This is a genomic window from Fibrella aestuarina BUZ 2, assembly GCF_000331105.1.
GTDB classification, from domain to species: Bacteria; Bacteroidota; Bacteroidia; order Cytophagales; family Spirosomataceae; genus Fibrella; species Fibrella aestuarina.
This window is the reverse complement of the sequence record NC_020054.1, coordinates 4516083-4536962: the sequence shown is the minus strand read 5'-3', so window position 1 is coordinate 4536962 and position 20880 is coordinate 4516083. Positions and strand designations below refer to the sequence as shown.

Here is a 20880-nt window from a genome sequence, read left to right as displayed (position 1 = left end):
GGCGTTTAACGTTTAGGGTTTCAAGTTGGCTGTCGCGCTTGTACGTGTGCAACAGCCAACTTGAAACCCTAACTTTTAATCGCTAAACCTTAACCTATATTTGCTCCGTGAACGAAATACGTGTATTTGCGCCCGCTACGGTGGCCAATGTGGCCTGTGGCTTTGATATATTCGGATTTGCCGTCGATCAGCCCGGCGATGAGGTATGGCTTAAGCTAGTCGATCAGCCCGGTGTCCGCATCATCGACATTATCGGTGATCAGGGGCGGTTGCCGCGCGAGGCTGCCCGCAACACGGCTGGCATTGCCATTCAGGTATTCCTTCAGAAAATTGGCCGTACCGATGTCGGGTTCGAGATGATCCTGACCAAGCATATGCCGCTGGGTAGCGGGCTGGGGTCGAGTGCCGCCAGCGCGGTAGCGGGCGTTTTTGCCGCCAACGAACTCTTGGGCCGCCCCCTGACGACGCTGGAACTGCTCCCCTTTGCGATGGAAGGCGAGCGCGTAGCCTGCGGTTCGGCTCATGCCGACAACGTGGGGCCGTCATTGCTGGGTGGCTTTGTGGTGGTACGGAGTTACTCGCCCCTCGACGTGATCCGGATCGACACGCCCGCTAGCTTGTTTGCCACCATCGTTCACCCCGACGTGGAGGTAAACACGAAAGACGCCCGGTATATCCTCAAAAACGAGGTGTCGCTGAAGAATGCCATTACCCAGATGGGCAACGTGGCGGGCCTGATTGCGGGCCTCACCAAACCCGATTACGACCTCATTGGCCGCTCGATGGTCGACGTCATTATCGAGCCGGTCCGGTCGATTCTCATTCCCGAATTCAACGAAGTTAAACAGGCCGCGCTCGACAATGGCGCGCTGGGTTGCAGCATTTCGGGTTCCGGCCCGTCTATGTTTGCTCTCAGCCGCGATCTGGAAACGGCGCAGGCCGTGGGCTCCGCCATGCAGCAGGCCTTCCTGTCGGTCGGCATTACCGGCGAGGTGTATGTCTCAGGCATCAACACCGTCGGGCCGAGGGTGATTGAATGTATAATGAATGATGTATGATGGGGCTGACCGGTCTGCCGGTGCAGCACCCTTCTCTCGCGTCAGCCCCATCATACATCATTCATTATACATTGTACATTACTCATCATTCATTCATCTTCTCAATCCATTCCCGGATCAGCGCAACGCCTTCCTGGTGCGTCACTTTGCGGGCGACTTCGGGCATCATCACGCCGGGGTCGGTCGAGGCCATCCGGTAGAGTAAAATCGATTCGTTGGGCTTGCCTGCTACGATGTCGTACTGATGCCCGCCCGAGCCACGTCCGGCGGCGACGGGTGTTTTGCGTAAGCCCCAGGCCGTCGGGTTTTGTTCATGGATCGTCAGGTTCAGGCCGCTGGTGTTGGCGGGGCCGTCGGGGCGGTGGCAGTGCGCGCAGTTGATGTCGAGGTAGATACGCGCCCGCTCGGCCAACGTACCGGTGGCGGGGTCGTTCCAGACGGGGGCGCGGGGGCAACGGCGGGGTCGATCAGGGGAGCCTGCCCTGCTGAGGCGGGGTTGGTAAGGAGACCGGTTTTCTGCCAGTGTGTGAGCTGGTTTTCCGGGCCGGTGCCGTAGTCGAGTGGGCCGTTGAGCTGGCGCGCGGTGGGGCCGATGGGCATCAGCACCTCGTTGCGGTTATGGCAGCTTTTGCACTGATTCAGGTTGGGCATCACGTAGGTCTGCTCGTGGGTACGTCCGGCCGCATCGACGTACCTGACCGTCTTGCGGTCGCCCGCCACTTCCAGCACGGCGTCGGTTTGGGCATCGTTCCAGACGTATTCCAGCGCCTTCCAACCCGACTCGTTGCGGATCAGCAGGCGTGTTTCCATCAGCCGTCGGCCTTTAGTAGCATCCCGGAAATCAGCGGGGAAGTAAAACGTCTTGATGAGCGTAGTCCCCACCGGAAAGTCCATCACCTCGCGGGCATCGTAGCGGGCCGTTGTCCCGGCGGGCAGCTTCACAAACCGCAGCTTTTCGGCGTAATCTGAAAACAGCGGCGTGTTGAGCCGGTAAGGCACCACGCCATCGGCGGGCTGCTGATCGGCCAGGTTTCCCGCAAAAAAGCCCCATTCCGACAGGTGTTGGGGGATTGCCTGCTCCCCGCTGAATGACTGTAAGCCAAAGCCAATACTACCGAGCAGCCAGAGAAGGAGGATTGGTTTCATAGTCGATCAGTTAACGTTTGGGGCCATCGTAGCCCGACTCGGCCAGGAAGCGCCGGGCGTTTTCGTCGGTCAGGTCCAGCCCAATCATGTAGTTCAACGCCTGCTTTTTGTTGCGTGCCTTGTCATAATAAGCTTTACAGATCTGGTGACCAACAAAATAGCCGAGATCGTTCATCGGCTGTCCGTCAATCTCCTTTTTAGCATAAAGCCAGCCCATTTCGTGCTTGAAATCAGCAAACATGTCCGTTTTGAAAGCTTCCCAAACGGCTTTTTCATGGTTGAGACCGAAGGCCGTGTAGCCATCCGGATTGACCTGATCGAGTCGCTTGCCATACACCAGTTCCGAGACAAAATCGGCCATACCTTCTTCGAGACACCTGCCCAGAACGCTTTTATGCGTAGAGAGGTACTGGTTGACCAGGCTGTCGCTTTTTAGGATGCGGCTTTTGTTGCGATGCATCCATTGTTGCGTATGTACATACTCGTGCAATACGAGCGGTAGCGCCCAGGTCGGGCTATTGTGGGCGGCAACTTCGGTGCCGATGTAGACCGTCCTGTCGTCGATGGTGCCCCCGGAATTGTTGATACCCACGCAGAAATACACGTCACCTTCGCGAAAGGAAGGATACAGGCTTTTAAACACCTTTAGTTTTTGCCGGATAAGGTCTTCCTGTTGCTGAACTGACAGAATCAACGGTCGCTTTTCGCGTAGGATGGCCTGTTGCGTGACCATTATGGCCCGCCAGGCGGCGGTGTTGCCGCCCCGCAAGGCCATAAACTGTTTCAGGCCAACGCTTGCTTTGTCGACGTATAGTTGCTGGATGAAGGCCGTTTGGCGTAAGGTATCCGACGTGGTCAAAACGCTGTCGAAGGCCTGATAGAAGCGGGGCAAGTCCTGGGTGTGGAGGGTTACCTGAGCCCGTGTGCCTGTCACCCCCAGCCAGAGGACAAGACAAACGAGACGTGAGAGCCGCTTAACAGGGCCGCCTGGACAGAATTTCATGGTGAAGGCAATTGACAGGTTCAGGCACGCACGAAGAAGAACGATTTGTGTTGCTGGGCGTCGTCGTAAGTGCAGGGGTTTCGGTGCCGGTTTGTATAAAAATAGCTAACCATGCCGACATCGCCGAAGCAACCGCCCGTGTGCAGTATCAGCGCACTAAACAAGGCCCAGAACAGCGGCGGCGTTGCCAGCGCCATACCGGCAATCAGCAGCGTATTGATCACGACGAAGGGCGTCAGCGCGACAACCAGCAGTTCGGCCGAGTTGGCGACGAAGCGGTCAGCGAGGCAGTAAAAAACCAATTGCCGCCACTGCGCCACAAACGTTACCCGGCTGGCACCGAAGTGTTTATACGCCAGTCCATGCAGCCATTCGTGGACCGGAAGAAGCACAAGCAGAAAGAGGGCCATGCCCAATGCCGCCTGGCTGAGGCTGGTCGACAGCGCGGCGCGGGGCTGGCGGAATAATAGGATCAGAAAAAGAAGAATGAGGGCTAGGTTGAACGCCCAATAAAAAATCGTATACGGGTTGCGTTTCCGGCAATAGGTCTGCACGAAGGGTACGAGCTGGTCGTGCGGGAGTTCGGTGTCGAGGGTATACCCCAGGTCGGGCAGCGCGTCGGGCGAGACGTTCATGGCGAGGGTGTGGGTCAGCGGACGGCTTCCAGGGCGGGCAGCGTACAGCGGTAGGGCGTATCGTCGCGGCGGATGGCTTTGAAGTTGTTGGCGGCGTCGATGTTGGCAAACTGGGCGTTGGCGTTGTTGGCCAGGCAGAGCGGCGGCTGGGTACGTGTCGCTTTGTCGTCGGTGACGCCATCCCACAGAATGTCAGGTACGTTCTTGCCGAAGCGGAGTTTGAACCGGAACATCAGGCCCATGCGTCCCTTGCGTGTGGGATACACGGCCGGGCGGCTATATGTGTTGTCGTGAATCGAAATCTGGGTGGGGTAGGGGTAGTAGAGCGAATCCCGGATGGGTTCTTCGGTCATGAAATAACTGATGATTCCCGTCCCGAGCGACTTGTTGTTGTGGATCTGATTCCTGAAAATCTCGACCTGACTGGTGGCCAGCACGAGCACACCCGTACCGGCGGGCACCCGCGCCACGATGTTGCCCTTCGGCGCGAAATTGTCGAGGTTGTTATTCTCGATCCGGTTGTTAAAGACACGTACCTGACCACCCCGTTTCTGCACCAGATCGGGCAGGTCGAACACCAAGATACCGCCCGTGTTCTCGTAGGCGTGGTTTTCGTAGACGTCGGCTCCGATGGAGTTTTCAATTTCGATGCCCGCCACGTTATGCCAGGCCACGCAGTTTTTGACCACAATCTGCTTTGACTGCCCCACGTAGATCCCCGCATCGGACGCCCCCACGGCGGTGCAGCTCTCGATGGTTACGTTCTGGCACTGCACGGGGTAGAGGCCATACGAGCCGTTGGTCTCTTTGGGTTCGCCGGTCCATTCCACGCGCACATTGCGGAAGGTGATCCCGTCGACGTTCATCGTCTTGATGCAATCACCTTTGGAGTCCTGAATGGTCAGGTTTTCGATCACGATGTTGCGGCCGTTGCTCACGCGCAGCCCCTCGGCGCCTTCGGTTTGGCCCTTGAACGACAGCACGGTATTGCCCGCGCCCGCCCCCCGGATGGTGATGTTCTTTTTATCCTGCAACGACAGGCTGCTCACCAGCGCGAACGTACCGGCGGGCAGGTCGATGGTCGCGCCGTCATCGGCCAGAATCAGGTCGGTTTGCAGCTTTTTCTGCACGTCGGGCTGGGCCAGGAGCGGCAGCGCGAGCAGGTACAGGAAGAGGGTAAAAAGGCGGTTCATGGTTTAGGCAGTTGCTGATAAGAAAGGTACACAATCTGCCGAAAAAGTGGGCGATGTACAGCCACTGATCGCAACATCCGGCAAGTCAGGCTGGCGTTGGATAAGCTTTAACAGCAACACCGCGCTTCGCGGGTTAATTGATGAACCACCAATAGCCTCTGACTCATGGCCACCAACGCTAAAGCTGACCGGCAATTCAACTACGACCTCGATTACCGCAACCTTGATTTGCGGCAGCAGCCCGAGCTATACCGCGTGGGTAAAGGCGAAATGGGTGTGCTACTCGTGCGGCCCTACAAAGACGAGATTTTACCCCATTGGCGGTTCAAAACGCCCGAGATCGCCCGCGAGTCGTCGGAGAAAATCTACCAGCTGTTTCTCGATTACAAAGCGCAGGGCGATTTTGTGGGTATGGATATGGCCCGGAAGTTTTTGCAGATGGGCTATACGCGTTCGCGGCGCTATGCCAACCACGCCTCCGGCCAGAAGTACGACGGGCCCGTCCCCGCCGACAAAAAAGGGCAGTCGGGTGCCCACGGTCGTGAGCAGCTACCGCGCGTCGAAGACCCGGTCAAGGCGGAATCGGCCCGGATTTTTTATGGCGTCTACCTGAAAGCGCGCGAAGACCCCGACTACAAGCAATTGCGCAAAGCCTGGCAGGAGAAATACGGCTAGTATCCGCCGGTCGCTATAAACGGCAACGGCACCCTCAATGAGAGCGCCGTTGCCAAGGAAGACTCCTGAAAAGTTAGGCTTACTTACTTTATACGCCCAGCGGTCCGCCGGCCGTCACGTCCTGACCCGACGAATAGCCTGAGCCGCTGTTGGTTGAGCCACCACCTACCGTCGAGGGGCCGCCCATGGTTGAGCTACCGCCGCTGTAGATTGAGCCGCTGCCCGACTGCGAGCCGCTTTGGTAACCAGCACCCGACTGATTGCGGTAGCTGGCGTCGCTGCCCACCAGGTTACCCTGATTGAGGTCATCGTCATCATCGTAGTAATTCCGGCGATTCGGGCTTGAATAGGCTGCTTCATCGCCCCGGCCTTCCGATTTTGCCCGTTCGTTGACAAACGATTCGGCCAGTTGAGTCAGCTTTTTATCGGTAGCCTTTTCTTCCTGCAGCGACTGTTCAATCAGTTGCGCGGCTTCAGTGTAACCCAGCAACTGAGCCAGTGCGTGCAACGAGCCGTAGGCGGCAATTTCGTGGTGCTCCACTTTCTGCCCGGCGATAATCAGGGCGGCGTCGCGGGTCAGTGAACCCGTTTCGGTGGTGCTGATGGCTTCATCGCCGTCGTCGGCGAGGCCATCGATGGCATTGCAGGTTTTGCTGTCGGCTTCGACACCGATGCTATCGAAGATTCGTTCGAGGCGGGTTACCTGGTTGCGGGTTTCTTCCAGATGTTGCTGGAAGGCCATACGTACCTGATCGGTGGTGGCCGCATCAGCCATGTTTGGCATGTTGTCGACAAGTGCCTGCTCGGCATAATACATGCCCCGCAGTTCGTTCACGAATAAGCCTTTGAGACCTTCGTCATTGTCGGTTGTTGAACCACCTGAGAAAAAATCAGCGATTTGTTTGCCAATCGTTGCCATAACGTAAGTTGGGTTTTTTACTTGTTGATTACACTGTCTATGCTGCAAGCATTGTACCAGTCGCTGATCCTCTGCGAGTTAGCTTTTACGGTGAAAAAATAGTGAGCAATTAATTCTACAGAAATAGTAGAATATTGCTCGATCAGGCTGGCCACACCCCACTTTTGACCAAGTCGACTACAGGCTTGTGGGCATTACAGATACCAGGCGCGATAGGTGACGGCCCCATGTAGTCGCCAGTAGACCGATAGGAAGGGCGTGGCTACGCTGGTGAGTAATGCCTGCCCCAACGTAACGGGGGTGGGTTGAGCAGGTAGCCGTTCAACAAATAGCAGAATGGTGAGCGCACTCCAAACGGCTAGCCCGATCAGCGCTACCTGCGGCTGCCCGAGTAGTCCACCTATGGCGCCACCCATCAGGGCGATGATGGAGAAATAATACCGCCGAACTCGTCCCGTCTGAAGGGGAATATGTTCGCGGAAGAGCTGCGGGTGACGTTTGTAGAGCAGTGCATCGTACCGGTTCCGGCGTTCGTCGCGCAGGGGGGCATACCAGGGGCCGGGTGGCGTTGAATGAATCACTACCGCTTCGGGGCAAGGGCTGATACCGATACCTGCCCGGATGATTTTGAACTGCAACTCGCGGTCTTCCCGCCAGACACTATCGAAGGCTTCGTCGAACCCGCCGACAAACTCCAGTACGTTGCGGCGGCAGAACAGATTGGCCGTGATCGAGGTAGGCGTTTCGGGCCGGGTGGCTCGGTGAGCGGTAGTCGGCATGACGAGTTGGCCCGTCAGCACCTGCGCGCCCTGCTCGAACTGGGCCAACGCTGTGGCCAGCCAGGTACGTTCCGGCAGACAATCGTCGTCGGTAAAGGCGACCAGGGGGGCTAGTGCTACCCGCCAGCCCCGGTTCCGGGCCGCTGCTGGGCCACGCCGTTCAGGCTGGGCCAGGTAGCGCACCGTCAGGCCAGTTTGCTGGGCCATCTGCCGCGCGGCCAGAGCGGTGGGTGGGTCATTGCCGTCGTCGACAACGATCACTTCAAAGGTCATCAGAGAGACCGTCTGTTCGGCCAGGGCGGCTAAGCAAGCACGGAGCAGGCCGGGTCGCTTGTAGGTGGGAATAACGATGGAAAGCTGAGGCGTCATAAGCGTTGTTGTGGTTATCCGCAGACACGCATCCATAGCCAGCGTGGCCGGGGCCTTCTGAGGCACACGGGCGACTTTGATGGCTATTCTCCGGTTATGGACTGCTGTGTTACTGCGGGGATTGAGTTGGATTGATCAGTAGATCGACAGGCATCCGTTCGTCGAGAAGGGTTAACAGACGACTGACTTCTGGCTGGTAACCAGCGCCAGCACGGCATCAACAAGCCGTTGGAGCGGAACCCCCGGTGGGAGCGACTGCCGCACGGTATGCCGGGTGTGGGAAGAACTGGGTACGTCAGTGGCCACCGGCAAAGGTTGTGGTAAGGGCGTCGGTACCGTAGTGGCATCGACGGCCATCACCACGACTGGTGTTTGCAACGCCGCCGCCATATGCACCGGGCCCCGGTTGCTGGTCAGCAATAGGGGCGCTTCGGCGAGCAGGGCGGTTAGCGGGCCCAGCGCCAACTGACCCGTCAGGTTGACGACCCGGCCTGTCAGGTGCTGGGCGACAGCGTCGGCAAAGGAGCGTTCGGCGGCTGATCCGGTCAGGATAAGCTGGTAGCCGTGTTCCCGAATCAGGGTTTGGGCAGCTTCGGCAACGTACCTGGCCGAATAGCCACTTTTCTCGTCGCTGACACCCGGGTGCAACACGAGCCAGGGCAAGGTAAGGTCAATGCGATGCAGGGCCAGGAGCCAGTGGGCCATGTGGCGGTCGGCTTCGGATAGGCAAAGCGACAGACGGGCGCCAGCGGGCCGTTGGCTACCTGCTGTTTCGAGTAAAGCCAAGTAGCGGTCCGTATCGTGGCTGTGGGCCAGCAGCACGTCCGGGTTAGGTGTCCAGTCGGTCATAGGTTGAGTTGGGTTTTGTGGTATTCGCCGCTATGGGCGGGGCTGTACCCGGCGGCAAAAACGACTGGTAAACGGCACCGATTGCGTCGGTAAAGAAGGTCGACAGGCAGACGCCGTCAACGCCTGTTAGTAGCGTATCGTTGGCAACACGTCGCGAAGATTATCACGCTCAGCGCGCAAAATGTTTTCCGTACTTATCCTACCGTGCGGGTGCTGTGTCGGTCCGGCAGGCATGCCGTGCAGAAGGGTGATGTGTAAATTAAAGACAATGCGCAGGTGGTGAGCGACTTGTCAGAGAGGAGGTACTGATTATGCCTACGTAAAGCTAGGTACGTTGCCGGGGCCGTCAGATGACTGGCCCAGAGTGCGCTAAAGCCAATAAAAAAAGCCGACAGCAAGGCTATCGGCTTTTCGGGTGATCCGGCTGGGATTCGAACCCCTACTGATTTTCAGTCCATTAACGTGCGATGTAGCCCCCAACGTGGCCTAGTTGTGAAAAATTAGGTCCAAAACGGCCGCGCTGCAATGGACTATGAACTACATCGTTACCCTTTCCCAAACGCTGCTTTGTCTGGGTTGGTCTAGTTGGCTTTGCCCCACTCAAGGCCAGTAGTCCCTGAATTATGGTCTCTTTACCGGCGACCTCTGCCTGCACCTGGTCGAGCTGTTGGTAAGCCTGATTCAGTTTAGACAGCGTTTCACTCAGCTGAGCCTCCATCTTGTCCGGCGCATCGAAAACCGGCCCCATATTACGTATGAGCCATTTTTCACTAACGCCGTACCTCGTGCAGACCTGTTCGACCACATTAATACCAGGATTCAGCGTTCGCCCCTGCTCTATATGGCGAAGCGCACCGAGCCCAATGCCTGTTTCGTCGGCAAACGTTTCCGCTGACTTACCTAGAAGCCTGCGCAGCTCCTTAACACGGGTGGCTAAGGTTGATACTTCTACTGCCGTTTCCATACCCCAAAGAAAAGTGAAAAAAAATATTTATTCAAATTTGTGCACCTATAATTTGGAGGTATCAAAATTTGAATACTATGTTTGCAGCGAACTTAACGTATGAACATAGGCAGCGCGTTCGATCATCCGCGCCCTTTCTGTGTCAACGGTAGACCCTCCTTCGATGTATGAACGAGTCTGACCTTTCCCTCACTGTCATCGCCTGCCTGGCCGCCGCGTTGGCGCTGGTATTAGCCGTGCTAATTCAGATGAAGCACGATAAAACGCGTGATCCCCGCCGCCACTCATGAACCTGCACCGCATCAACCCTGAGGCCATCGACCTGCTGCGCCGTTACCAGCAGGTATGTGCCGAGGGTGTTAGCAACTATCACAAATGCGTCGAGTTCGAGCAACAGTCTTGGTGGCAGCAATGGCTGCACCGGAAGGTTCTGGAAGATCTGGTCAATGAAGGCAAGCGCCTGCTCGCCCGGAGGGAGTATCTGGCTGATCAACTAGCCCACATCCCCATCACACTCTATTCTTAACCCATACCCGGAGACAATGGCCCACCGGGGGCCGGTCAGCCTGAACGGCTGACTAACGTGGTTCGAATCCCGAGTTTCCACTAGGCGAGCTATCGACGTATAGTGACAGCCGTTACCGAGTGACTTTATCAACACTAACCTAACCGCCTGACGGCCTGCGCTATGCGTCAACACAACCGCTCCCCCTAGTCGATCTGACCATATAACCCCTGGTGCCTGCCTGCTGTGGCCACAGCAGCAGACGTATTCCTTATGCCCGCACCGGCACCGCTATACCGCCAAAATTTTCACGTTTTGGCGATAAATCAGGAATCTATTACCCCGGCTGTTTTGGCCGGTTTTTCGGAACGGTGCTTCACTGTACTGTAAGCGGCTTAGTGTATACCTCCGGGTTAAAAGAAAAGTCCCTAAGTCCGTTAAGTACTATTGTTACAGGTACAAGGGTACTGTGGCCCCAGTTGCGCGAAAAAAGACGCGACGACTCCCGACCTGTTCGCACGCTGTATTGACCCTACGAGTCTCAAATCGATTCACAGCGAATCATTCCCTTAAATTTTCAATGGCTCAGACCCAAAATATCGGGCAAGTTGCCGCGCAGGCGCTACCCGACAATGCCCCCCCTGTACCTATTCATCAACGATTCGCTCAATTCGAGCGGCAGGGCTCAACGTATTCCTGGATTGTATACCGACCTGGCAAGCACAATCTGTACGGTAATTCCAAGCCGGTAGGCGCGGCCGAAAAAGCCGATAAACGCCAGCTGCTGACGGACATTATCACGCGGCTCAACCGCACCAGCAAGTACATCGTGCCTAACCAGATGGTGGTTTTCTACCGGAATTTCTCCAACGACAACCGCGACAGCATCAAGCTCTTTACGCTGCACGCCACCCGCTACGAAATGGAAGCGTGCTGCATCGGGGAAACGTGGCTGAAAAACTGGCTCGATGCTTTTTACGTGCCGCCGGTGGTGGTGTATGGCACGGATCTTTTCCCCCAGGTACCCACGCAGCCCCCAGTAGGCAAACAGATCATTCCGGATCGGCCGGCGTATCACCCGACCGATAAGTACGACGAAACGAAGCACTTCAAAAGTGAGGACTCCCTAATGGATTACATCAATGGGCTGCTTGAACGGGGAGAAGAACGCGGCCGGGTAACGGCCTACTACCAGAAAATGCTGCCCAGGATCAAAAACCGCTCGCCCCGCGCGTAGGGATTCGAACCAAACCAACCGGCCCGATGGGCCATAACCAACTCCCCTATATGCAAACTGAAGAGGTGAAAACTCTCGATGACAAAGTCTACGTCGATCTGAAAAACGAAATCAAACGCACCCAGCCCGACGTGCGCGTGCTGCCGGTGCAGCCTGAACGGGAATCGATTATTCACTGCCGGCAGCTCACACTCGTTGGTCCGTCCGTCGATCTGACGTTGCTAACGAATGCCGCGCGGATGAACGACGAATTTAGTCTGTCAGTCCACTCCCTGACAACCCGCCGCACCGGTGCCAATATAGCAGCTACAGTTCTGCTAGTCGACTATACCGAATAAATCCCAATAAAAACAAAAGGCCCCGGTGGGTGCTGGAACACCGGCCGGGGCAACTAAAACTTCTCAAATAACCGATGGCAAATGTAACGATCGGGGCCAATACGCCCCAACCCTCTGAGCGGTTTCTGCTGCTGCAACAATTAGGCAAGGTACATCGCGCCCGCCTCCGGCACCGCCTGGAGAATCGCCCCAAGCGAGCAAACCGCAGCACCCAGTTGATGCAACGTCTGTATCGTCACCTCAAAACGGCCCCCGTGGGCTGCTGATGCTATGGCCAGTCCTGCGTATTACGAGTCTGCCACGTGCTACATAACACAGGCGGAACCCGATTCTCTGATCCGGCTGCTGAGCCTGCTGGTGGTGCGCTACCACTGCGGTGAGGTTATCGGCACGGCCTACGACTGGGCCTATCGCAAGATCATCGAGCGGCTTACTGCGCAGCTGGCCACGGCTGACCTAGCGGACGTGCTCACCCAGGTCACCCGACTGGGTGAGCACGTCGACCAACAGATCCAACAGTATCACGGCCCGATCGAGGGCACCCAACTCTCCTTGGTCGATGACTAGAACAACCCCCATTGTCGAAACCTGCCGCGTCTGTGGCTGCCATGATAGCATGGCCTGTATGCATGAAGAATATGGCCCCTGCGCCTGGGATAGGGAAAACCGGACTAAAGAGGGGCCGATCTGCACGGCCTGCTCCAGTAAACTGACCGACGTGGAACGGCCCTGGCTGGCCCCCCGCTGGTGGGTTGAGTGGGATAGGGGCGGGCCGCGTCAGGCCGGCGAAAATCCGCGCCGCTTCGAAAATTCAGTGCGTGCCGTCGACGAAGCCCAGGCCCGGCAGCTCATCACCGAGCGATTCACCTTTGATCAGGGCCGCGAGGTGTTTGTGCGATCGGTCGAGCGGGTGCCCAACTTCATTGCCCGCACGACGCCCGGCCTGTATCTGACCTGGTGGGAAGACGTCGCCGTGCAGCGCGCGCTGGACTGTTTGACTGAACCCGACAATCGGGATCTGGACACGCTCGCCGAAACCCTCGAAGACGATTACCGCGAAGCCGTCGACCGCGACGGTGAATCTGGGCCTCGTGCCGGCACGATTACCTACAGCCTGACCCATGACGTGCCAGGTCTGATCATTCGAGGAAAAGATAAGCGCACGCTGATGAGGATTACGCTGGAACAAATCCCCCAAACGGCAACTATCGGTGAACCGTATAATCCGATCTGGAGATGCGACTGGTGCAAACAAACGTTCGACCCGCGCGACGTTGGCCAGCAGTTGACAACCCAGGACCCACGCCTTGAAAAAGGTTTTGGTATGGTGTGCGTGACCTGCTCGAAAGATCCTGATTACATCCGGGACACGAACGATTTTTTAAACGAAGAGGCCATTGAGCAATCGCGCGATGAAGCCCAGTGGCGGGCTTACCGCAACGGGTGGCCGATCGTTGACAATCCGGCTGAGCAGTCAGCGTCTAACGAGAAACACAGCCATGAAGACTAAAACCCCCTTAGAGATGGATTACAAAATCATTGAGGTAGACGGCCGCAGCTTGCTCGTCTTCCGGGAATTTGAAGGCGAAGACGAGCAGCAGCGCCATGTCATTCACCTGCACACCTGGGTTGAGCCCAGTGTATTGTATAAGGTGTCGGCGATACTGGCCGAGGATGCAACCGCCGAAATTGCAAAACAGCACGTGGCTGACACAGACGAGGCGGCCGCGCGCGAATTCATTGCAGCGGCCGATCAGGCGATGGCCAAACAGATTATGGATCAGGAGGAACTGGTGGCCATGATGGAACGCGCATTTTATGGGACTGCCAGCCAAACCAACTTACCCGGTTGAATCGCGTCGCAACAATGAATACTAAACCTGTTGGGGCGTCTGTTGCCAATTTAGAATAAAATTTGGTCGACAGCTGCCGTAGGGTGGCCCGATCGGGTCCGGCCGGCGTAGATATCGCCCCGATCGGGCTGCCGCAACTGGGTTTTAACCATTGGTTCGCCGAATAATATTCCGTTTCTGGTTTTTGCGTAAAACGTACACAAATCGATGGTTACCCTGTTCCCCGTCACCCTTAACTTATACCCGGACGAGTACGCGGCGCTGGGGCAGTACTGCCAGCACTTCGCCTCGGTTATGCTCAACGGTTATCCTGCACCGAAGCACATGCCGATGGATTATATGCTGCTGGCCGATCTGTACGGTCGGCTCTTCACTTACTCGCGCACGGAGGCCTGGCGAAAGCGCCGCCACGACAAACGCTACACGTTGCGGCTCTCGATCTTTTATGTACGCCTGCTTCACAAGTCGTTGCAAGGCCATACCATCACCGAGCCCCAGCAGCGGGTGCTCTCTCAACTCGACCAACTTCTCAAGTAGCCATGCCTACACCACTAGCCCAACTGACCACCGATACACCTGGTATTGTTGAGGTGTGTATTACCGACCTGATTGAAGATCCTGAGCATGGTAGCCTGGGCCTGCTGAAATGCGGGGTTAGTTTGGTGGCACTGGGAGCTCTGACGCCCCAGGCAACACTAGCCTATGACGTGTCGGCAGAAGTGCTTAGCGGTTACGTCATGGGCCTGTTTCTGGCCCACGAAGCCGGTGATCTCCGAGGCCTGGATCTAATCTATTTCTACAATGACACCGACAACGTGCGCGTCCGCTTCGATTGCCGTTCCCTGCTCAGATCACTCCCCGCGTATGCCTGATCCCGCCCGCCAGCAACGGCTCGCCAAAAACTTGGCCACTCTCCGGGCGGGACTCGATAACCGCTACGTCGGTTATACGATCCTGACTGAAATAGCGGCCGACTGCCGTGCCCTGCGCCTGTGCGTTACCGACGTGCTGACGGTAGTAGTACCGGCTCAGCCTGTAGCCCATGAGTCACCCGCAGTGGCCCACGTCTGTGACCAATGTGGTAAATCGTTTCCTACTCAAATGGCCCTGTTCGGACATAAACGCGTACATAAACCATCCCATTAGGTACATAAGCGGCAAAGCCTTGTATATTTACAAGGCTGCTTGACTGTGCATCTCACCGCTAGTCGTACCAGAAAATATTTTGGTGTTTAGTTGCAGCTAAACTCTTATGCCTAGATTTGCGTTTGAGAAGATAGAGTTCATCACTGGAAGAGAGCAGGTATTTCAGCTTGTGATTGACGGAGTTAAGCAACTTGACTTATTCGAGCAGGAGACAGGTGACCAGTATGCTCGACACTATCAAGGTATCTTGGCAGTTTTAGAAATGGCTGTTAGTGGTGTTCGGCTACCGAAAGAAAAGTACCATCCGTTTAACCTCAAAAAAACCAGTTTAAAGGTGTTCGAGTGTAAGCGGTCTGACTTGCGGCTATACGGATTTCAAGGTCCCGATGGCAAGGTTATTGTCCTCGGAGGCTTTAAGAACCGGCAACCAGCGGATATACGCCGACTTGAATCCTTGCTCAAAGAAATAGAAGAGTACCTCAACCTCAATTCGTAAACATTCATGAAACGGTCAGACCTTATAGTAAGCCCAGGCTATTTGCAAAGCAAGATTCAAATAGACCTGTACAATCAAATTCAAGAGTACATGGATGCTCGTGGCCTAAATCGTACGCAACTAGCTAATGAACTAGGGTTCTCCAAAGGCTATATATCACAGGTATTAAATGGTGACTTTGACCACAAAATCAGCAAACTAATTGATCTCTCACTCAAGGTGGGTAAAGTGCCCTTCATATACTGGAAGGACGTTCGCCAAGTTATTCGAGAGGATAGTCAAGCTATTAGTAATCGTACGCTTTATATGCACGATGTGTATGCGCCCGTAGTAATCGATGGCGTAGAAGGGTGGGATTTATGTGATATTTCCGACAGAGCTAGTAGGTCTTCAAAGTTTAGTGCAAAGGTTACAGCCAAAATAACATCAGATGAGTCGGTCTACATCTAGTCAGCAAGAGAGGTTCCTTTTTTCGTTCGCCCAAGTGCATGACGTTGAATTCACCTTGCGTGATATAGGAATGTATATTCGGAAAAATAAAGGACTGGTCTTCTCGGCTGAGATTGAACAAAATTTCAAAGCGGAGATAGAGTATAAAAGAATATTGACCAAAACCGAGATCACTTTCCTTATTGATGACCCTGATGAACCTGGAGAAAAAATCATAGCTGTTCACTACGTCAATATGACCGTGATTAAACATGACAATATTGAGTTGGTTACAAAAGAAGTAGAGGGGGGGCAAGCCGAACCGGATCCAGATTTCTTAGAGTTCCTATCCAACAATGTTCTTGCAACGGTCCGGGGTATATTACTTGAAAAGTTATCGAACTCACCTGCCAGGAGCATGATTTTGCCACTAGTAAGCGATGCCTACAGAGTTTAAGAGTTCATTCAACTACAAGTAAAGTCGCCATCTAAGTGAGACTGACGAGGGTGCGTTTAAATCTCAAGACAAACTTCTTAGTACCCATCAAATTGCCTATATCCCGGACTCCTAAGAATTGGTCCGGGATTTGTTATTTATAACTAGGTCATATGTAAGAAAAAGCATAAATATTAAGTATATTGAATGCCTTTTGCTGCTACTCAATTTGCCATTAAGTAGTAATCAGCTAGATTCAGACTAATTGCCCTCCTATGAGTCAACCTATATATGAAATAGGTTTGGGTATGTCTTTTCCGAACGGCACCACCCCGACAACGTCATCGCGCGTACAGTTTGAGATTGCAGTTGAGCCCTTGGTGCTCAAGTTTCTGGCCCATCACTACACCGTCAAGCCGTTTATCATCCGGGGCGGTAACCAGACGTTCAACCCCTACAGCGTGTTCCTGAACGGCCAGCTCGACCGCTACCGCTATCAGGACGCCGCCGAGCCCAAAGGCTTCAAACGGCTCTCGGCCCGCCTGACAGTAGCCGTATCGGAAGCCAAAAGCCGGTACGGCTTCGGTCATCACCTGACGCCAGCCAAGATTTACGCCTTCAATGAATTCGTGCGCCTCAGCTACCTGCGCCAGATGGTGACCGAGGTGGATCTGCGCGTTTCCTACGGGGAGCGCATCGACCGGTCCGTAGCCGCGTTTCTGAACCGCTACGGCATTACCGACGAGGAATTATCCCTCGACACAGCCACGCGCTACTACCGCACCCACCGGCTGCACCGGCCCCTGGAGCCCGTCACCTCACCTAACTAACTGCCCTCCTATAGGGCGTCGTTTGCATTGGGCAGTTTTGCCCTATGAGCGACATCATACGAATAGGAGGCTATAACCCTGGCGGTGGTAATTGGCTGGAACTGCTTCCGGTCGATGGCATTGCCCCGGCAACTCCCGGCTCCAGCTCAATTACCCCCCGCGACGGCTACAGCTGGTCGCGCATTTACTGCACCGAGGAAACCATGAGTTACCTCGATACGGTAACCGAAGCCGACAACGGCGATCTGCACACGATCGACATCAAGGGTTTTTCGCCCGGCGACACCCCCGCCAAAGCCAAAGCGATCGAATTGCTGAAAGTGCTGGGCCCGCACGTGGTGCGTTTTCGGGATAACGCCCGCCTTACCCGTCTGGTTGGCACCGCCACCGAAGGCCTCAAATTCGTTTACGAGCAGCAAACAGGTGACTCTGTCGCGGATAAACGCGGCTACGCGCTGTCGCTGTCAGGCACCCTAACCAAAGGCTGTGATTATGAATAAGCGCAGCCTGGATCTCGCCCTGATTGCCTCGACGCCCTGGCTCATCGAGGAAGCCGCCGGCGCTGCCTTGCTGGCGGCCGTGCTGGCCGGCCCGCTGGTGGTCGACGTACCGGAAATTCCCGTCGTATACGAGTACCAGTATGGCTATTACCCGGCTGCGGAACATCCCAACAGCACCGCCATTGTGACCTTCTCCGGACCGATCTACGCGGATTGGTCCATCGCCTACACGATGGAACAGATGCGCCGGATCGCGCTCGACGCCAACGTTACGTCGGTGGTGCTGAAGCTCAACGGCCCCGGTGGCAATGCCAATGCCGGCGAGAAATTCGCTAACTTCCTGCGTAACTACCCCCTGCCGGTAACCGCCTGGATCGACTACGGCATGGCCGCCTCAGCCCATTACATGCTGGCCTGCGCCTGCTCGGGTGGGATCGTGGCCAGCCGGCCCACGGATCTAGTCGGCTCGATCGGCACGTACCTGCCCTGGCAGTCGATCAAAGGCTACCTCAAAAAGATGGGGATTGAGCAGGTCGACATCTACGCTGAGCAGAGCACCGAAAAGAACCAGGAGGCCCGCGCGGCCGAAGCCGGCGATTTCTCCCTGCTGAAGGCTTACGTGACCCAGATCGCGGCCGGCTTTATCGAATTCGTCAAAGAATGCCGGAGCGAAGCACTGGTTGCCGTCAAAGGCAAAGACCCGTTTAAAGGGGCAATTTATCAGGCGACTGAGGCCCTGGAACTGGGCCTGATCGATGCCATTGGTCCCATCGAGGATGCCATTGCCCGCGTGCGCAGCCAACCCAACACAATAACTACGTCAAAAACCAATTCCATGAATGCTTTAGGATTTGTGCGCATTGCGGCGCTCAACGCCCTGGCGGGTGTGGCAGCGGATCAGGTGACCCCCGAGCAGGCGGCCACCCTGACCGAGCAACTCAACGCCCAGGGTTACAACATAGTTTGCCTGAGCGCCCAACAGGCGGCCGATGCGGCGGCTTTAACCGGTCAGGTGGCGGCGCTCACCACCCAACTGGGTGAGGCCAACGGCCGGGCAGAAACGCTCCAGGCCGAGGTGACCCGGCTGGGTCAGCAACCCGGCCAGCAGCCCACCAACCCACAGTCGGCCGCCGATCCGGCGCCCGTCAGTGACACATCGGGTGAGTTGACGCCTCAGCAGGAGCTCAACGCGCTACCCCACCAGGCACAACTCGCAACCTTAAACTGGCTTAACAAACAATAACCGATGACCTTAACGGAAATCATTGCGGCCTACGGGGCCTACTACCTCAGACAAGGGCAAAATGCCACCCGACTGCTGCAAATGGCGCGTCGGAAACTGGAGTCTGAAGAGCTGTTTACCATCATCGTAACCGATGAAACGGTCTATCAGGCCGCCGAGTCAACCTACGGTCGACTGGTGCAGGCGTATCAGAGCAAGTTTACGCCGATCGATCCGCTGGGCTTCAAGCCGCGCGGCGTGGCCATGCACCACCTCAAGGTGGATACGAAAGTGACGCCGCACGATCTGGAAAGTACCTGGCTGGGCTTTTTGGCCAGCGACGACGTAAACCCCGAAACCTGGCCACTGATTCGCTGGCTGCTGGAACAAAAGGTTATTCCGCAAATCGACGAAGACCTCGAACTGCTCGAAATCGGTAAAGGTGTGCGCGTCGAGCCCACGAGCGGCGTGGTTAGTGATGCCGGTAAGTCGATGAATGGCTACCTGACCATCCAGAACACCGAAACGACAGCGGGTAACATGCCGGTGCTGACGATGGGCGCGATCCCCACCACCAGTGACGCCGACGTGGTACTGTATTTCCAGGACTTTGCCGACATGATCCGCAAAGACTACTGGAAAAAGGCGATGACAATCGTCTGCTCGGAAGAGAACGAACGCCGGTTTGCGCGCGGTCTGGATGATGTCTACGGACTGCGGCCTAACACGGATGTTAGCGTCAACACCCTGCGGGTTCCGAAAACGAACCTGCTGGTGAAGGGCTATGCATCGATGGGTACGTCGAATCGCCTGTGGTGCTCGCCTAAAGAGAACTGCATCAGTCTGCGGAAGAAGACCCAGAATCAGCAAATTTTCGACATGCAGGTAGCCGGTCGCGAAGTGAACATGCTGACTGACTTCTACCGTGGCGTCGGCTATTTGCTGCCTTACCTGTGCTTCCGGAGTGATCAAAACTAATTCACGGAAAACATCCGCTCAGCCATGCGCAGCCCTTCGTTGGGCATAGCTGAAAGATATTGACCGAACCTAATTCATGGGAAACACCGCAACCCCGGTTGCTCAGACGGACAAGGTGCCGTCTGAGCAACCCAACGCCGAGGCGCAAGCCGCTTTAACGGCACAGCTGGCCACCCTGGAGGGACAACTGGCCACCGTCAATCAGCAGAGCGCTGATCAGCAGACGAAAATCGAACAGCTAAGTAAGCAGCTGGGTGAGGCGCTTCAACTGGCTGACAAGAAGGAACAGCAGTTGAGTGAGGTACTCCAACTGGTCGACGAGCAGGGCGAAACCATCGCCAATCAGGATCTGGAGATCAAGCGGCTCCGGGCAACGCCGGATGCGCTGCCCTCGTTTGTGCTGGACAAAACCGTTTACACGGTCGACTGTCGCCAGTTTACCTGGAAAAAAACCTCGTATGAGGTGGCTGATCTGGTCGCAAACAAAGCCCTGCAAAAAGAGCTGGTCAAAGCGGGTGTAGGGTTTATCAAAATCAAAGAGCAGGCGTAAGATGGCAGACTATCAAAGCATCAAGTTTCCCGCTCCGCGTAAGCGGATGGGCGGCACGGCGCAGAAGATCCTGCTGGCTGACTTCGACAAGATCACCACGCTTCAGGAGCCCGCCGCCAACAGCTACAACATCACCACGCCGCACGTATTCGGCAACGGTGAAGGCTTCATCGAGTTGTACGTCATTCAGGACACCGGCGAGCTGAAGTTTGAGAAGATGGGCGGCAAAGACCGGGTTTCCTTCAAGGCCACGGGCAAGTTCCATCATCCGGGCGAGGCCGACGAGATCGACAACTTCGCCAACAACTGCGGCAACACCCGCTGGGTGGCCCTGGTGCCGCTGCCGGGCACGACGGATCTGTATCAGATCGGCGACAAGGAGTTCCAGATGAGTATCTTCCCCAGCTACGATACGGGCAAGAACTCAGGCGACGGTCGCACGAGCATGTTCGATTTCGAGTGCTTCTGCGCCAACAAAATCAAGTATAAAGCATCAACGATCCCCATGAAAGGGGTGACGCCATAACCGACCGATGAGAGCAACGCGGCAGGAGGGGGGCGGGGAGCCAGAAGCTACCGCCCCCAATGTGAATGAACCAGTGGCAGAGGTGACCCCATCCGCCACGTCGGGCTACGAGCTGATCGATTTGCTTCCAGGTGAGCACTACGTGCCAGCCGCCGCGCGCTCGTTTAACGTGAACGAGCTCAGCCCCGAGCAGGTCGACTACCTGCTCGGTATCGAGTGGCCCCACATTCGCAAAGTGTAAAAC

General features: G+C 56.0%; 32 protein-coding genes. 23 read left to right on the top strand and 9 right to left on the bottom strand.

Annotated features, from left to right (window positions below; translation table 11 throughout):
- Positions 1-107: 107 nt before the first annotated feature.
- Positions 108-1058: a homoserine kinase gene (locus tag FAES_RS18625; RefSeq protein ID WP_015332778.1), complete on the top strand. Its 951-nt coding sequence runs from the start codon at positions 108-110 to the stop codon at positions 1056-1058.
- A gap of 85 nt (positions 1059-1143) precedes the next feature.
- Here the strand turns inward: FAES_RS18625 and FAES_RS30645 are convergent, their stop codons facing one another.
- The 5 genes from FAES_RS30645 to FAES_RS18605 are packed head-to-tail and all read right to left on the bottom strand — an operon-like array spanning position 1144 to position 5035.
- Positions 1144-1470, bottom strand: coding sequence for a c-type cytochrome domain-containing protein (locus FAES_RS30645; RefSeq protein WP_229364501.1), 327 nt, complete (start codon positions 1468-1470; stop codon positions 1144-1146).
- Positions 1386-2204 (bottom strand): hypothetical protein, encoded by an 819-nt coding sequence (locus FAES_RS18620; RefSeq protein WP_015332777.1) that lies wholly within the window; start codon positions 2202-2204, stop codon positions 1386-1388. Before FAES_RS18620 ends, FAES_RS30645 begins: the two co-directional genes overlap by 85 nt.
- A gap of 10 nt (positions 2205-2214) precedes the next feature.
- The gene (locus tag FAES_RS18615) at positions 2215-3207 is read right to left on the bottom strand and encodes a hypothetical protein (RefSeq protein WP_015332776.1); all 993 of its coding nucleotides are present in this window, start codon (positions 3205-3207) and stop codon (positions 2215-2217) included.
- Between the two features lie 20 nt (positions 3208-3227).
- Positions 3228-3842 carry a DUF3267 domain-containing protein gene (locus FAES_RS18610; RefSeq protein WP_015332775.1) on the bottom strand — a complete coding sequence of 205 codons (615 nt, stop codon included), beginning with the start codon at positions 3840-3842 and terminating at the stop codon, positions 3228-3230.
- A 14-nt stretch (positions 3843-3856) separates the two neighbouring features.
- A complete protein-coding gene (locus FAES_RS18605) occupies positions 3857-5035 on the bottom strand; it encodes a parallel beta-helix domain-containing protein (RefSeq protein ID WP_015332774.1) in 1179 nt (392 codons plus the stop codon).
- Between the two features lie 165 nt (positions 5036-5200).
- On the opposite strand from FAES_RS18605, the gene FAES_RS18600 reads away from it, so the two are divergent.
- Positions 5201-5710, top strand: a complete 510-nt coding sequence (locus FAES_RS18600) for a DUF4385 domain-containing protein (protein WP_015332773.1) — start codon at positions 5201-5203, stop codon at positions 5708-5710.
- A gap of 88 nt (positions 5711-5798) precedes the next feature.
- Here FAES_RS18600 and FAES_RS18595 read toward each other — a convergent pair whose 3' ends face one another.
- The 4 genes from FAES_RS18595 to FAES_RS18580 all read right to left on the bottom strand — a co-directional run bounded on the left by FAES_RS18595 (position 5799) and on the right by FAES_RS18580 (position 9590).
- Complete coding sequence (locus tag FAES_RS18595; protein WP_015332772.1) at positions 5799-6629, bottom strand: YciE/YciF ferroxidase family protein; 831 nt, start codon at positions 6627-6629, stop codon at positions 5799-5801.
- A gap of 194 nt (positions 6630-6823) precedes the next feature.
- Positions 6824-7777, bottom strand: a complete 954-nt coding sequence (locus tag FAES_RS18590) for a glycosyltransferase (RefSeq protein ID WP_041258099.1) — start codon at positions 7775-7777, stop codon at positions 6824-6826.
- A gap of 171 nt (positions 7778-7948) precedes the next feature.
- On the bottom strand, positions 7949-8626 hold the full coding sequence (locus FAES_RS18585) for a glycosyltransferase family 9 protein (RefSeq protein WP_015332770.1): 678 nt from the start codon (positions 8624-8626) through the stop codon (positions 7949-7951).
- A gap of 457 nt (positions 8627-9083) precedes the next feature.
- Positions 9084-9590 (bottom strand): helix-turn-helix domain-containing protein, encoded by a 507-nt coding sequence (locus tag FAES_RS18580; protein ID WP_015332769.1) that lies wholly within the window; start codon positions 9588-9590, stop codon positions 9084-9086.
- Positions 9591-9757: 167 nt separating this feature from the next.
- Between FAES_RS18580 and FAES_RS30765 the strand changes: the two genes are divergently transcribed.
- The 21 genes from FAES_RS30765 to FAES_RS18485 all read left to right on the top strand — a co-directional run bounded on the left by FAES_RS30765 (position 9758) and on the right by FAES_RS18485 (position 20877).
- Entirely contained in the window at positions 9758-9880 is a 123-nt protein-coding gene (locus FAES_RS30765) for a hypothetical protein (RefSeq protein ID WP_262493796.1), read from the top strand.
- Positions 9877-10116, top strand: coding sequence for a hypothetical protein (locus FAES_RS18575; RefSeq protein ID WP_015332768.1), 240 nt, complete (start codon positions 9877-9879; stop codon positions 10114-10116). Before FAES_RS30765 ends, FAES_RS18575 begins: the two co-directional genes overlap by 4 nt.
- Positions 10117-10675: 559 nt before the next feature.
- Positions 10676-11332 carry a hypothetical protein gene (locus FAES_RS18570; protein WP_015332767.1) on the top strand — a complete coding sequence of 219 codons (657 nt, stop codon included), beginning with the start codon at positions 10676-10678 and terminating at the stop codon, positions 11330-11332.
- Between the two features lie 50 nt (positions 11333-11382).
- Positions 11383-11670, top strand: coding sequence for a hypothetical protein (locus tag FAES_RS18565; protein ID WP_148289399.1), 288 nt, complete (start codon positions 11383-11385; stop codon positions 11668-11670).
- A gap of 74 nt (positions 11671-11744) precedes the next feature.
- The gene (locus FAES_RS18560) at positions 11745-11936 is read left to right on the top strand and encodes a hypothetical protein (RefSeq protein WP_015332765.1); all 192 of its coding nucleotides are present in this window, start codon (positions 11745-11747) and stop codon (positions 11934-11936) included.
- A 4-nt stretch (positions 11937-11940) separates the two neighbouring features.
- On the top strand, positions 11941-12237 hold the full coding sequence (locus FAES_RS18555) for a hypothetical protein (protein ID WP_015332764.1): 297 nt from the start codon (positions 11941-11943) through the stop codon (positions 12235-12237).
- Positions 12230-13180 (top strand): hypothetical protein, encoded by a 951-nt coding sequence (locus tag FAES_RS18550; protein ID WP_015332763.1) that lies wholly within the window; start codon positions 12230-12232, stop codon positions 13178-13180. Before FAES_RS18555 ends, FAES_RS18550 begins: the two co-directional genes overlap by 8 nt.
- Entirely contained in the window at positions 13170-13523 is a 354-nt protein-coding gene (locus tag FAES_RS18545) for a hypothetical protein (RefSeq protein WP_015332762.1), read from the top strand. The genes FAES_RS18550 and FAES_RS18545 overlap by 11 nt, the downstream gene beginning before the upstream one ends.
- A gap of 207 nt (positions 13524-13730) precedes the next feature.
- Positions 13731-14060 carry a hypothetical protein gene (locus FAES_RS18540; RefSeq protein WP_015332761.1) on the top strand — a complete coding sequence of 110 codons (330 nt, stop codon included), beginning with the start codon at positions 13731-13733 and terminating at the stop codon, positions 14058-14060.
- 2 nt (positions 14061-14062) lie between these two features.
- Positions 14063-14395 carry a hypothetical protein gene (locus FAES_RS30135; protein WP_015332760.1) on the top strand — a complete coding sequence of 111 codons (333 nt, stop codon included), beginning with the start codon at positions 14063-14065 and terminating at the stop codon, positions 14393-14395.
- A complete protein-coding gene (locus tag FAES_RS29645; protein WP_158408792.1) occupies positions 14388-14669 on the top strand; it encodes a C2H2-type zinc finger protein in 282 nt (93 codons plus the stop codon). The genes FAES_RS30135 and FAES_RS29645 overlap by 8 nt, the downstream gene beginning before the upstream one ends.
- A 106-nt stretch (positions 14670-14775) precedes the next feature.
- Positions 14776-15165, top strand: coding sequence for a hypothetical protein (locus tag FAES_RS18530; protein WP_041258095.1), 390 nt, complete (start codon positions 14776-14778; stop codon positions 15163-15165).
- A gap of 6 nt (positions 15166-15171) precedes the next feature.
- Positions 15172-15615, top strand: a complete 444-nt coding sequence (locus tag FAES_RS29145) for a helix-turn-helix domain-containing protein (protein ID WP_051054210.1) — start codon at positions 15172-15174, stop codon at positions 15613-15615.
- A gap of 34 nt (positions 15616-15649) precedes the next feature.
- Complete coding sequence (locus FAES_RS18520; protein ID WP_148289398.1) at positions 15650-16051, top strand: hypothetical protein; 402 nt, start codon at positions 15650-15652, stop codon at positions 16049-16051.
- Positions 16052-16338: 287 nt separating this feature from the next.
- Entirely contained in the window at positions 16339-16860 is a 522-nt protein-coding gene (locus tag FAES_RS18515; RefSeq protein WP_015332759.1) for a hypothetical protein, read from the top strand.
- 44 nt (positions 16861-16904) lie between these two features.
- Positions 16905-17360, top strand: a complete 456-nt coding sequence (locus FAES_RS18510; RefSeq protein ID WP_015332758.1) for a hypothetical protein — start codon at positions 16905-16907, stop codon at positions 17358-17360.
- Positions 17353-18603 (top strand): S49 family peptidase, encoded by a 1251-nt coding sequence (locus FAES_RS29140; RefSeq protein WP_015332757.1) that lies wholly within the window; start codon positions 17353-17355, stop codon positions 18601-18603. The genes FAES_RS18510 and FAES_RS29140 overlap by 8 nt, the downstream gene beginning before the upstream one ends.
- Before the next feature lie 3 nt (positions 18604-18606).
- Positions 18607-19560 (top strand): hypothetical protein, encoded by a 954-nt coding sequence (locus FAES_RS18500; protein WP_015332756.1) that lies wholly within the window; start codon positions 18607-18609, stop codon positions 19558-19560.
- A 76-nt stretch (positions 19561-19636) separates the two neighbouring features.
- Positions 19637-20110, top strand: coding sequence for a hypothetical protein (locus FAES_RS18495; RefSeq protein ID WP_015332755.1), 474 nt, complete (start codon positions 19637-19639; stop codon positions 20108-20110).
- Position 20111: 1 nt separating this feature from the next.
- A complete protein-coding gene (locus tag FAES_RS18490) occupies positions 20112-20636 on the top strand; it encodes a hypothetical protein (RefSeq protein ID WP_015332754.1) in 525 nt (174 codons plus the stop codon).
- 7 nt (positions 20637-20643) lie between these two features.
- Positions 20644-20877 carry a hypothetical protein gene (locus FAES_RS18485; RefSeq protein ID WP_015332753.1) on the top strand — a complete coding sequence of 78 codons (234 nt, stop codon included), beginning with the start codon at positions 20644-20646 and terminating at the stop codon, positions 20875-20877.
- Positions 20878-20880: the final 3 nt, after the last annotated feature.